Source organism: Elizabethkingia occulta (genome assembly GCF_002023715.1).
Taxonomy (GTDB): Bacteria; Bacteroidota; Bacteroidia; order Flavobacteriales; family Weeksellaceae; genus Elizabethkingia; species Elizabethkingia occulta.
In genome coordinates this window covers 41,986-54,418 of sequence record NZ_MAHX01000013.1, presented here as the reverse complement: position 1 = coordinate 54,418, position 12,433 = coordinate 41,986, and the positions used below count along the sequence as shown (strand labels likewise).

Here is a 12,433-nt window from a genome sequence, read left to right as displayed (position 1 = left end):
GGTGAAAGAAGTTTACTTCTTCTTATTTTGTTGCTTCAACTGCTCAACCTGCTTTTGCTGGTCCTGAGCTTTCTCCATCATTTCACGCATTCTTGCCTGGAAACGGCCTTCTTTTTTAGGCTTAGCCTTATTTTCCTGAATCTGAGCATGAATTCTCTTTTCATCCAAAATAAAATATTTGATTACTAAGATAATTACAATATTAATCGCGTTGGATACAAAGTAGTACCAAGATAAACCTGATGCTGCAGAGTTAAGGAAGAACAGGAATGTAACCGGGAAGATATACATCAATGGCTTCATGTTTGGCATTCCTTCCTGAGTAGGTTGTTGCATATTACCTGCTGTCATAACTGTATAAATAAGAATTACAACAGTACACGCCAATGCAAAAACACTAAGGTGTTCTCCTAAGAAAGGAACATTAAATGGCAACTTGATAAGATCATCATAAGCCGTAAGGTCATTTGCAAACCAGAAACTCTTACCTCTCAAATCCAGCATGTTCGGGAAGAATCGGAACAAGGCATAGAAAATAGGAATCTGTACCAAGCCCGGAAGACATCCTGCAAACTGGTTGACACCAGCTTTACGATAGACCTCCATTGTTGCTTGCTGTTTCTTCATAGGATCAGCATTCTTAAACTTTTCCTGAGCTTCTTCAATTTCCGGACGGATCACACGCATCATTGCACTCAGCTTATGCTGCTTGTACATAATTGGAGAAAGGATAATTTTCACCGCAATTGTCATTAAGAAAATCACCCATCCAGCAGCAATACCCCAGGATGATAGAAGATTGTAAACAGGGATAAAGAACCATCTGTTTAAACTTCCGATGAAAGACCATCCAAAAGGAAGAATCTCATCAAAGTTTTTATCATAAGACTTTAACAGATTAAGATCTAATGGCATAAAATACCATTTGAAATCCTGATTCAGCTCATTAGCAGCCAAATCAACCTGTCCATTATAGTTGAATTTTTTCAGGTACTCACCTTTTTCAATTGTTTCCTGATTACCTTTAGAGTTTTTGAAACCATTCTGGGCTTCAATTACCGCAGAGAAGAACTGTTGCTTTACACCGATCCAGTTAAGGTTTTCTTTGGTTTCATCCATATCACCTCTCGAATCATAATCATAACTTTTATAGTTATTGAAAGCGTAAACAAACTCTGTATGTGTCTGTTCCTGAGAACGTCCTTTTTCAGCCTCACGAACATTGTAGTTCCATACAAACTCAGCTTTGTTATCAGACACTAACTGAGAAAGTCCCTGTGTTCTTACTTTAAAGTCTACAGTATACTTATCTAATAAGGTATAGACAAACTGAATTGTAGCTGCTCCAACATTCGCCTGCATTGTAATAGCGTTGCCATTAGCTGTTGCATTAAAGACTAAGTCTTTGGTATTAATTACTTTTCCGGATTTGTCTTTAAACTGAAAGCCATAATCAGCATTGTTATTGGCAAATAACAAAAGAGGTTTATCTTTTGTCTTTTCATCAAAAGCGTTGAACTTATTAAGTCTTACCGTAGAAATTTGTCCGCCAAGCGTTGTAAAATCAACTGTCAGTAAATCATTCTTCAACTGTACTTTCTGAATACTTGCCGCATTGGCATTATTCTGCATTTGTGCAGCATTTGATTTCTGAGCAGACTGTGTCACCTGAGTTTTTGCATGATCTTCAGGTTTTTGCTTCGACTGGAAGTAAAACATAACCCCCATAAGGATTAATGAAAAAACCGCAAAACTGATCAGTTGGCTTTTGCCTACACCATTATTTTGTTGCATTTAAAAAATTATTTTTTTGTTTGAAATTTTACAGCAGCCTCTACCAATGCCTTGAATAAAGGATGTGGATTTGCTACAGTACTTTTGTATTCCGGGTGATACTGAACACCTACATAGAATGGATGACTTTTCAATTCCAAAGCTTCTACCAATCCTGTTTCAGGATTCTTACCTGAAGGAATAAAATCTTTAGCTTCAAAATCAGAAGTATAATCACTGTTGAACTCGTATCTGTGACGATGTCTCTCAGAAATATTTTTAGAATTATAGATATCAAAAAGCTTAGTAGAAGCCTTCACAGCACATTTCCATGCACCTAAACGCATTGTACCTCCTTTTTCGGTAACATCTTTTTGTTCTTCCATCAGGTTAATTACCGGATATTCAGCGTTTGTATCGAACTCGGTACTGTTGGCATTATTAAGACCCAAAACATTTCTTGCAAATTCTATCGTCATAATCTGCATACCAAGGCAAATTCCCAATACCGGAATATTGTTTTCACGGGCATATTTCGCCGCTTCAATTTTACCTTCAATACCTCTGTCACCAAATCCAGGTGCTATCAATACACCATCTACACCTTTTAGCAATTCAGCAACATCTCCACTCTCTATATCTCCACTGTACACCCAACGTACTTTCACCTCAGTCTGCATAGACCCACCTGCATGGATAAATGCCTCTGCAATAGACTTATAAGAATCCTGAAGGCTTACATATTTACCTACCAAAGCAATTTCTACGCTCTTCTTAGGGTTTTTATATTTTTTCAGGAAGTCTTTCCAGTCTTTCAGATCAGGTGTATTGGTTGTTGGCAATGCCAATTCAGTTAATACAACCTCATCAAAGTTTTGCTTATGCAGCTCTAACGGAACTTCATAAATTGTTGGTAAATCAAGACATTCGATAACATTTGCCTGATTTACATTACAGAACTGTGCTAATTTTGCACGCTGATCTTTTGGAATTTTATGTTCGGTTCTGCATACCAAAACATCTGCCTGAACGCCGTACTCCATTAACTGGCGTACAGAATGCTGAGAAGGTTTGGTTTTCAGCTCACCACTGGATGCTAAATATGGAAGAAGTGTCAGGTGAATCACCATAGAATTGGTTTCGCCAAGCTCCCAACGAAGCTGACGTACACTTTCTATATAAGGAAGAGATTCGATATCTCCTACAGTACCACCAATTTCAGTGATAATGATATCGTAGTTTTCTTTTGCAAGAATTTTAATTCTGCGTTTGATTTCATTGGTGATATGAGGAATTACCTGTACAGTTTTACCCAGGAAATCACCTTTTCTTTCTTTATCGATAACAGTCTGGTAAATTCTCCCTGTCGTAACGTTATTGTTCTGACTGGTTGGTGAATTCAGGAAACGCTCGTAATGCCCTAAGTCCAAATCTGTTTCAGCACCATCTTCTGTTACATAACATTCTCCATGTTCGTATGGATTTAAAGTTCCCGGATCGATATTAATATACGGATCCAGTTTCTGAATAGTTACATTGTAACCTCTGGCTTTCAACAACATACCAAGGGACGCAGAAACGATCCCTTTTCCCAAAGAAGATGTTACACCACCGGTGACGAAGATGTATTTTGTAGCTTTTTTACTCATTAGATTAGGTTTGTGCAAAGTTAAAGGTTCTCATCCAATTGGGCAACGTGAAATGCAATTGATTTAAAAATCAATTAATCAGCCCTTTATAAAACAAGTCTTTATTTTCTCTGCCATTACACCTTCACCAAAATCATTCCTCAGCAAAACTTTTTTGGCAAAAACTGAAAATGAAATTGTAATTTGCAGTATTAATCAAAGGTTTAGAGATAAAAAGTGGCAAAGGTCAAAACGGCATATTACTGTCAAAATTGCGGAACTCAGTATCCGCAGTGGCACGGACAATGCAAAAATTGTGGGGAATGGAATACTTTGGTTGAAGAGGTCATTGAAAAAACAACTTCAAAAAATTATTCCGGAGAAAAGAAGCAGCACATTATTAATATTATAGAGGTCAATGCACAGGAGGAGCCAAGAATTGCAACTCCAAGCGATGAACTGAATCGTGTTCTGGGTGGTGGTATTGTGCTGGGGTCTGTTACTTTAATTGGTGGTGAACCGGGAATAGGGAAATCTACCCTGCTCCTTCAGTTGGCGCTAAAAATGCGCAAACGTGTTTTGTATGTATCCGGAGAAGAAAGTGCATCACAGATTAAAATGCGTGCAGATCGCCTTACTGATCTCCAAAATCCGGAGTGTTTCCTTTTTACAGAAACTTCTGTGGACAAAATTCTGCACGAAGCAAAAAAATTACAGCCTCAGTTTATGATTCTTGATTCTATTCAGACACTACACTCTGGCCTTATCGAAAGTTCTCCGGGAACAGTTTCTCAGATCCGGGAATGCTCCTCAGAAATTATAAAATTTGCAAAGGAGACCAATACTCCGGTATTTCTGGTAGGCCATATTACCAAAGACGGACAAATTGCTGGTCCAAAAGTATTGGAACATATGGTAGATGTTGTCTTAAACTTCGATGGCGACAGAAATCACCTTTTCAGATTACTAAGAGCTAATAAAAACCGTTTTGGGTCGACTTCTGAAATTGGTATTTATGAAATGATATCTCAGGGCCTGAAAGAAATTAAAAATCCTTCTGAAATACTGATTACCAAAAAATTTGAAGAGCTATCCGGCAATTCTGTAGCTGTAACTTTGGAAGGAAACCGCCCAATGCTGCTGGAAATCCAGGCTTTGGTAAGTACTGCTGTTTATGGTACTCCACAGAGAAGCTGCACTGGTTTTGATGCAAAAAGGCTCAATATGCTTCTGGCAGTTCTGGAAAAAAGAGCAGGTTTTCGGCTTGGATCAAAAGACGTTTTCCTGAATATAACCGGAGGTATAAAAACAGATGACCCCGCGTTGGATTTGGCAGTTGTAGCCTCTATTCTGTCCTCCAATGAAGATATTGCTATTTCCGAAAAATATTGTTTTGCGGGAGAAATAGGTCTTAGCGGAGAAATACGGCCTGTTCCTCAAATCGAACACCGTATCACTGAGGCCGAAAAACTAGGGTATGATAAAATTTACGTTTCAAATCTTAACAAGATACCGAAGCGGAAATTTGCTATTAAGATTGAAGAAGTTAGCAAGATTGAAGATTTCCACGACAGACTTTTTTAAATAATTAAAACAACATCAGAATGCCGATTGAAAATATTCAGAAATTTGTTCTTGTATTGCTTTACGGCAGTCTGGTTTTGCAGTCGTTTATCCTATTAGCCAACCCTATGAACGTTAATAAGAAAGCAAATTTTGCTTTCGGGATATTCATGCTCCTTTGGTCCGGCTATTGGGTTTTAGATATTCTAAAGATTTGTGGATTTTCCCCCGGCCCTTTATTAATATTTTCAGTCTATTCTGTATTAATATTTACGCCCCTTTTCTTATTCTTCAGTGTTGTTGTCTTTATCAATCCCAACTACTATTTCAAGAAAAAGGATCTTATCTGTCTTGTTATTCCTTTTATTTATTTGGTCTTATTACTAAATGCTGATGAAAACAAACTGCTAAACACTATTACACTGCTCATAGCGGTTGCCCACAATCTGCCATACGTTGCAATTATCTATTACAAAATCAGAAAACATCAGAAAAGGATAGAGACCATTTCATCTGATACAGAAAGCATCAATTTACAATGGCTGATTAAACTAAGCTTACTGCTTTTTGGAACCATTATTATCACCGTTTGTTACGAGCTGTTCAATGCTTTTGTTTACAAAATGCATCAGAATCTTATAATGGATTTACTATTCCTGTTTATCGTTTACAGTACTTTTTACCATGTCCTGCGACAAAAAGAAATCTATCCTGTTAGTAAAGTACAACTAGAGGAATTGCTTTCTATAGAAACGGAATCCGAAGAAAAAACTGAAAAGAAAAAGTTAATTCCGGATGAAGATTTTGAAGACCTGAAAGAAAAGTTACTAACATTAATAGAATCCCAAAAACCTTATCTGGAAGGCGATCTCAATTTATTAAAACTTTCAGAACTTATCGGCATCAGTACGCATCAGCTTTCTTATCTGCTGAATAACGGGTTCAATGAAAACTTTTTTCAGTTTGTGAATAAATACAGAGTACAGCACGCTAAAGAATTGTTAATAAGTGATTCCTACAACAAATTATCTGTTTTGGGCATTGCTTTTGATTCAGGATTCAACTCGAAAACTGCTTTTAATACTTTTTTTAAGAAAACCGTGGGAGTAACTCCTTCAGAGTTTAGAAAAAATCAGAGTGAAGGTAATTTCACCGAAGAAGAAAAATTGAACTAAATCAGAGACCATATCCAGGAATCATTCTAATTATGCACCAGGAAAAGATCAAAAAATATTACGATCAACTCGCCAGCACCTACGACGAAAATAGGTTCAGCAATACTTATGGTCGGTACATTAATGCACAGGAACGGAATTTTCTGACATCTTTTTTTCATAAGCATAAAAGGTTGAACAAAACACTGGATCTGGGATGCGGAACCGGCAGATTATTAGATTTTGCTACCTCTGGTGTGGACTTTAGCGAAGAAATGCTCTCACAGGCTAAGGTTAAATATCCTTACAAAAATCTGCTCACAGGAAACATCACAGAGATTCCGTTTGAAAACGAAAGTCTGGATTGTATTTTTTCATTTCATGTTATCATGCATCAGGACAAAGAAATAACACAGCAATTTCTCTCCGAATCATGGCAAAAACTAAAACCAAACGGATTTCTAATTTTCGACTTCCCAGTAAAAAGGCGAAGAAGAAATCACGCCTCCACAGAAAGCTGGCATGCCTATAATAGTTTTGATGCTGAAGAAATTAAATTTTTATTCAGAGATCAGTGGACTATTATTGAGACCCGTGGAATTTTATTTTTCCCTGTACACCGTATTCCAAAATATTTACGCTGGCTGTTTCTTCCTTTAGACAATTTACTTTCTCGTACTTTTCTGAAGAAGTGGGCTTCATATCAGATTATTGTTTTACAAAAGGTTCAGTAACTCCTCATGAGGTTCATCAAAAGATATATTCCCCATTCTTTTAAAATTCAGTTATATCTTCTGAAACGAAAACTGCTGGATGCTCTTCAGAATAAAAAGTATGCTTCAGTTATCAACACCAAAGATATTGGTAACATTCAGACAGAGATGAGACTTAAGGTAATGCCAAGTCCTTACTTCGAAAACAAGCTTCATAATCTGAAAATCGTTCAGCAAAAACAGGAAGGTATTACAATTTACCCGGGCGAGTATTTCTCTTTCTGGAAAATCACAGGTAAAGCCAGTAAAAAGAACGGATTTAAAGAAGGAAGAAATCTTGTAGCCGGAAAACTTTCTCAGGATATAGGCGGCGGAATTTGCCAGTTTTCATCCTTACTCTATTATTCTGCTTTAAAAGCCGGATTTATCATTACCGAACGTCATCATCATTCTATAGACATCTATAAAGAAGACGAACGTTATATTCCATTAGGTGCAGACAGTACTGTTGTCTATGGTTTTCGGGACTTACAGTTCATCAATCCTTATCATTTTCCAGTACAGTTAAAATCGAAAATCGAAGATCATTCGGTTACCTTATATATATTAGCAGAGAATACTCTTCCACAACATTCTGTAGATTTCGAATACCATTACCAAACCGATACGGTAAAAGTGAAAACCTTAATCAATCAAAAAGTTGTGTCTGAAAGCATTTATCTAAAAGCTTAACTAAGGCAGCTTATAAGAAACCTCTAGCATTACTTCAAATAGAACTCTGAACAAATTTTATCTCAAGAAATATATTCCGGTTTATAAAACAGCACTACTATAAGGTGTAATCACCAATAATACAAGCTTTACTATATGGTTCCATTTTATAAACAAGGGCTTCCCGAATAGCTGCTAGCCGTACATTTGGCTAACAAAATATAAAAAAATGTCACTACCTGCTATCCCTCCTACCAGCTATGCACATCTTTTAAAAAGATTTATAATGTCTGTAAAATACCTATTAAGATCTCTTTTGCAATAAAAATTAATTTATATTTGTTTAGTGCAGAACCAATTACAAAGATGTCTGAAAATAAATATGCTATTGTAACAGGAGCCAGTCAGGGGATGGGAAAATATATTGCTCTGGAATTAGCCAGACGGAATATCAACCTTATTCTTATAAGTCTTCCTGATCAGGAATTGGATTCTTTTTGCAAAACCTTGGCTTCAGATTTCGGAATCGAAGCTATTGCGTATGAAACCGATCTTTGCATACCAGAGAGTATAACAGCACTTTCTCGATGGGTTAATGAGAATTTTGAAATCGATATACTTATTAACAATGCAGGATTAGGAGGTTCGATGAAATTCACAGATGCGCAGACAGACTACATTAATAAAATTATCCAACTGAATGTAACGGCTACTTCCCTGCTCACCCACCTGCTCCTCCCCAACCTCATCCGTCAGAAAAAAGCATATATTCTAAATATTTCCAGTATTGCAGCTTTAGCACCGATTGGCTATAAAACGGTTTATCCTGCATCCAAAGCCTTTGTACATTCTTTCTCCAGAGGATTGAGGTATGAACTGAAAGATACAAATGTACTGGTAAGTGTAGCACATCCCGGCCCAATGAAAACAACTGTGGAAAACTCCGAAAGACTCGACAGACAAGGTACTTTGGGAAAATTCCTGATGTCAACACCGGAGAGAAACGCCAGAATATGTGTGGATTACTTATTAAAAGGCAAATCACTAATTATTCTGAACAAACTGAGCTGGCTGGTGATGAATTACGCTCCGGACTGGCTAAAAACACGCTTAATTTCTGAAGCCAGTAAAAAAGAGATATTGGAACAATATACTGAATATAAAAAAGCAACGCGAAGAACTGTTTCATTAAAAGAATGAAGAATATATTTATTTCCGGTATTTCCGGGCTTTTAGGAACCAATCTTGTTAATATTCTTCTGGAGCAGGGATACAAAGTTACCGGAGTGATCAGAAATCCCGACAACTTTACCGGTACCAGAAATGAAAATCTCACTTTACTAAAGGGCGGGCTTTTTGACGATTATTCTGCTATATTTTCCGTTACTGACATCGTTATCCATATTGCTGCGGAAACCAAACAAAACATCCTTCGGTATGAAGAATATTACAAAACCAATTTCGAAGCCACACGTCATTTATATGAAACTGCCGTAAAATCGGATGTAAAGAAATTTATTTTCGTAAGTACTGCCAACACCTCCGGATTTGCAGATTCAGACGGTTTAGGCAATGAAGATAAACCGATGAAATTCCCATTCACAAAATCTTTTTATGCGTTGAGTAAAAAAGCTGCGGAAGACTATCTTCTGCAACAAAGCAATGCTACAGAAACAGTTATTATCTGTCCTACCTTTATGTTAGGCGCTTTTGACAGCAAGCCCAGCTCCGGCAGGATCATTCTGATGGGACTTTATAAAAAAGTTATTTTCTATCCACCGGGCGGAAAAAACTTTGTATATGTAAAAGATGTTGCACAATCCATTATCAATGCGATGACCTTTGCTAAAAATGGAGAAAAATATATCGCCTGCAATGAGAATATAAGCTATAAAGATTTCTTTCAGAAGCTGAATAAAATAAACGACCAGAATCCTCTGATGATAAAAGTCCCCGGATTCCTTCTACAGTTAGCAGGCCTTTTCGGAGATCTGCTAAGAAGACTGAATATTAAAACGGATCTGTGTACTCCAAATATGCAGTCTTTATGTATTGAGAATTATTATTCCAATCACAAATCGACAACAGAACTCAATGTAAAATACCAACCTGTTGAAATTGCTATAAAAGAAGCGTCGGATTATTTTAAAAATGACTTTCGGAAACATTAAAACTCCGAAGTCACTACTAAATAGAATAAACCACAAAAGACACAATAAAATATTGCTGCCGTTTGGTTTTACCACATAGGGACATAGAGTTTATGGCTGAAAAGTATTTTATATGGTTTAAAAGCATTGGACTTTGAGGTCGTTGCTAAGCGTTAGCGGCCTTGCGGACTTAAAAGCACAATAAATATCCAAAGAATCTTTGCGTACTTTGCGTTTAAATAACTACTTACAACAAAAGTTCTACCACATAGTTACATAGTTTTCATAGCGTTGGAAAAAGGTATCTTCGATACTGACATAGAATACATAGCTGATGTGTGAAAATTTATTTTCCTATGCAAAACCTTATTCAGGACTATTAGCTATGTTCCTATGCGGTTAAAAGGAGATTTCTACCACATAGTTACATAGTTCTCATAACATTGGATAAAGGTATCTTCTATACTTACATAGAATACATAGCTGATGTGTGAAAATTTATTTTCCTATGCAAAACCTTATTCAGGACTATTAGCTATGTTCCTATGTGGTTAAAAGGAGATTTCTACCACATAGCTTTCATAGTTTTCATAACTTTAGATAAAGGTATCTTCGACACTTACATAGAATACATAGCTGATGTGTGAAAATTTATTTTCCTATGCAAAACTTCTTAAGAATTATTGGCTATGTTCCTATGTGGTTTAAGAATTTAGAATAAACCACAAAAGGCACAAAAGAAATATTAATGTACTAAGGGTTTTTAGGGCACAAAGACTTCACCTAAAGGTAAAATATCAGATCTTTCCTTTAAGCTGCTCGGAAAAGACCTTTACAATTTGTTCTGAACAAATTCGCTACCTTTACTCAAATAAAATAAAGATGAATCTCCTTGCTCATTCCTATTTATCGTTTTCCGATGGACAAATTGTGGGCAATATGATAGCGGACTATGTCAGAAATGCCGACCGTGAAAAGCTTCCCACCGAAGTACAACAAGGCATTGTTATCCACAGGGAAATTGACACCTATACTGATCAGCATCCTATTACTCATAAAGCCAAAAAAGTTTTCCAGCCTTTGGTCAGATTATATTCCGGAGCTTTTGTAGATGTGAGTATGGATTACTTCCTTGCTAACGACATTACGATACACGATGAAACTGACTGGAAGAAACATACACGACATGTGTACAACACATTATGGAATTATGAGGAAATACTTCCTGATAGATTTCTCCATATCCTTCCTAAAATGGAGGCCGATGACTGGCTTTTTAATTACCGATACGACTGGGGCATAAAATACAGCCTGCAAAATGTTCTGAACAAGGCCAGGTATCTGGAAAAGGATATTCCGGTTTTCAATTCGTTTATGGAGGAAAAAGATTTCCTGAAAGAATGTTATGATGAGTTTTTTCCGGACCTGAAAAGTCACATAGAAAATCTGAAAGTTTAGAACTGCTGATACTGATAGCGGTCGGGATACAGCAATTTAGTACTCTTCCTTTGCCCGCCTACCACAACATGTATAATATTCATTTGATCATCGAATAAATTATACAGTATACTCACTGCCGTTTCTATTTTTTTAGGATTGACAACCTTTTCGGTTTCCAGATATACATCTACAGCTTCCGAATTTTCTTCGTAACCCAAAAAGTTGATCCGGATTTGATTGTTATTAACTTTCAGCTTCAGATATTCCTCAAAGTATTTCTGCAGCAGAGACTGCATGTCACTTTTAAATTTTGGGTTATTGAAAAATACCTTTTTCGCATACTTTTTATCCAGCGCATTTTCCATATCGTCTATAAAGAACTTTCCGGTAATCTCAAAAGTCTGAGATTTAGCATTGTAGCTGAACTCTACCGAACCTACATGATAAGGATGAACATCTTTTGCTTTTGCAGAAGAAAAAAACAAGATTCCCGAAATCAGCAAAAAGATCCTAAAAAAGATTTTCATCTGCACACATTTATAATTATTAGTATTTAAAAGCCATTGCCGTTAAACTAATTCAAAAATAATCAATATTTTCGCAAAAACGACGCCATGAACGATTTTATGTTTTACCTCAGGATGGGCTGGGATCATATTGTTAGTAAAGATGCACTGGATCATCAGTTATTTATACTTGTACTAATTGCTGTATACACCATACAGGATTTCAAAAAAGTACTGATTCTGGTTACCGCATTTACGATTGGGCATTCTCTTACACTGGCACTAAGCGTTTTCGATATACTGAGAGTTCCTTCTGCGTGGGTAGAATTTCTTATTCCATGTACTATTGCCATTACTGCACTGATTAATATTTTTGGCAAAAACAACGTCCAGAAGCAAATGAAGCTCAATTACTCTCTGGCACTATTTTTTGGTTTGATCCACGGGATGGGATTCGCCAATTCTATCCGGATAACGCTGGCTAAAGAACAAAGCATTACGACAGGATTATTAGGCTTTAATATAGGTCTTGAACTGGGACAGATTGTCGTTGTACTCGCCGTTCTTATTATTCTGTTTTTACTAACAACCATCTTCAAGCTGGATCGGAAAAACTGGATTATGTTTATTTCCTCCGGTGTATTTGCATTGTCCCTGCAAATGGCTTTAGAAAGAATTCCTTTTTAAGGATTCAATACTTATAAAACAATTATCAAATAATTCTGTAAAAAAGTTCGCTCCTTTTTGCAGAAAATACACCTGCATTTTTATACCTTTGAAATAAAAATAATTTCG

Annotated in this window: 11 protein-coding genes; 8 read left to right on the top strand and 3 right to left on the bottom strand. The window is 36.5% G+C overall.

Features of this window, described 5'->3' with window-relative positions:
* Positions 1 to 12: 12 nt before the first annotated feature.
* Together yidC and BAZ10_RS06655 are read right to left on the bottom strand one after the other, a co-directional pair.
* Positions 13 to 1,794, bottom strand: coding sequence for a membrane protein insertase YidC (yidC, locus tag BAZ10_RS06660; RefSeq protein ID WP_078771404.1), 1,782 nt, complete (start codon positions 1,792 to 1,794; stop codon positions 13 to 15).
* Between the two features lie 8 nt (positions 1,795 to 1,802).
* Entirely contained in the window at positions 1,803 to 3,422 is a 1,620-nt protein-coding gene (locus BAZ10_RS06655; RefSeq protein ID WP_065081204.1) for a CTP synthase, read from the bottom strand.
* Between the two features lie 216 nt (positions 3,423 to 3,638).
* Between BAZ10_RS06655 and radA the strand changes: the two genes are divergently transcribed.
* The 7 genes from radA to BAZ10_RS06620 all read left to right on the top strand — a co-directional run bounded on the left by radA (position 3,639) and on the right by BAZ10_RS06620 (position 11,150).
* A complete protein-coding gene (gene radA, locus BAZ10_RS06650; protein ID WP_078771403.1) occupies positions 3,639 to 4,985 on the top strand; it encodes a DNA repair protein RadA in 1,347 nt (448 codons plus the stop codon).
* Between the two features lie 20 nt (positions 4,986 to 5,005).
* Positions 5,006 to 6,139 carry an AraC family transcriptional regulator gene (locus tag BAZ10_RS06645; protein ID WP_078771402.1) on the top strand — a complete coding sequence of 378 codons (1,134 nt, stop codon included), beginning with the start codon at positions 5,006 to 5,008 and terminating at the stop codon, positions 6,137 to 6,139.
* A gap of 32 nt (positions 6,140 to 6,171) precedes the next feature.
* Positions 6,172 to 6,852 carry a class I SAM-dependent methyltransferase gene (locus BAZ10_RS06640; RefSeq protein WP_078771401.1) on the top strand — a complete coding sequence of 227 codons (681 nt, stop codon included), beginning with the start codon at positions 6,172 to 6,174 and terminating at the stop codon, positions 6,850 to 6,852.
* Between the two features lie 6 nt (positions 6,853 to 6,858).
* Positions 6,859 to 7,563, top strand: a complete 705-nt coding sequence (locus tag BAZ10_RS06635; RefSeq protein WP_078771400.1) for a VanW family protein — start codon at positions 6,859 to 6,861, stop codon at positions 7,561 to 7,563.
* Positions 7,564 to 7,908: 345 nt separating this feature from the next.
* Positions 7,909 to 8,742: an SDR family NAD(P)-dependent oxidoreductase gene (locus tag BAZ10_RS06630; RefSeq protein WP_078771399.1), complete on the top strand. Its 834-nt coding sequence runs from the start codon at positions 7,909 to 7,911 to the stop codon at positions 8,740 to 8,742.
* Entirely contained in the window at positions 8,739 to 9,713 is a 975-nt protein-coding gene (locus BAZ10_RS06625) for an NAD-dependent epimerase/dehydratase family protein (protein WP_078771398.1), read from the top strand. Before BAZ10_RS06630 ends, BAZ10_RS06625 begins: the two co-directional genes overlap by 4 nt.
* 861 nt (positions 9,714 to 10,574) lie before the next feature.
* On the top strand, positions 10,575 to 11,150 hold the full coding sequence (locus tag BAZ10_RS06620) for an acyl carrier protein phosphodiesterase (RefSeq protein ID WP_078771397.1): 576 nt from the start codon (positions 10,575 to 10,577) through the stop codon (positions 11,148 to 11,150).
* Here BAZ10_RS06620 and BAZ10_RS06615 read toward each other — a convergent pair.
* Positions 11,147 to 11,659: a DUF6702 family protein gene (locus tag BAZ10_RS06615; RefSeq protein ID WP_059324145.1), complete on the bottom strand. Its 513-nt coding sequence runs from the start codon at positions 11,657 to 11,659 to the stop codon at positions 11,147 to 11,149. The two genes, BAZ10_RS06620 and BAZ10_RS06615, sit on opposite strands and share 4 nt — an antisense overlap.
* An 87-nt stretch (positions 11,660 to 11,746) precedes the next feature.
* Between BAZ10_RS06615 and BAZ10_RS06610 the strand changes: the two genes are divergently transcribed.
* Positions 11,747 to 12,325 carry a HupE/UreJ family protein gene (locus BAZ10_RS06610; protein ID WP_078771396.1) on the top strand — a complete coding sequence of 193 codons (579 nt, stop codon included), beginning with the start codon at positions 11,747 to 11,749 and terminating at the stop codon, positions 12,323 to 12,325.
* The last annotated feature ends 108 nt before the right edge of the window (positions 12,326 to 12,433 follow it).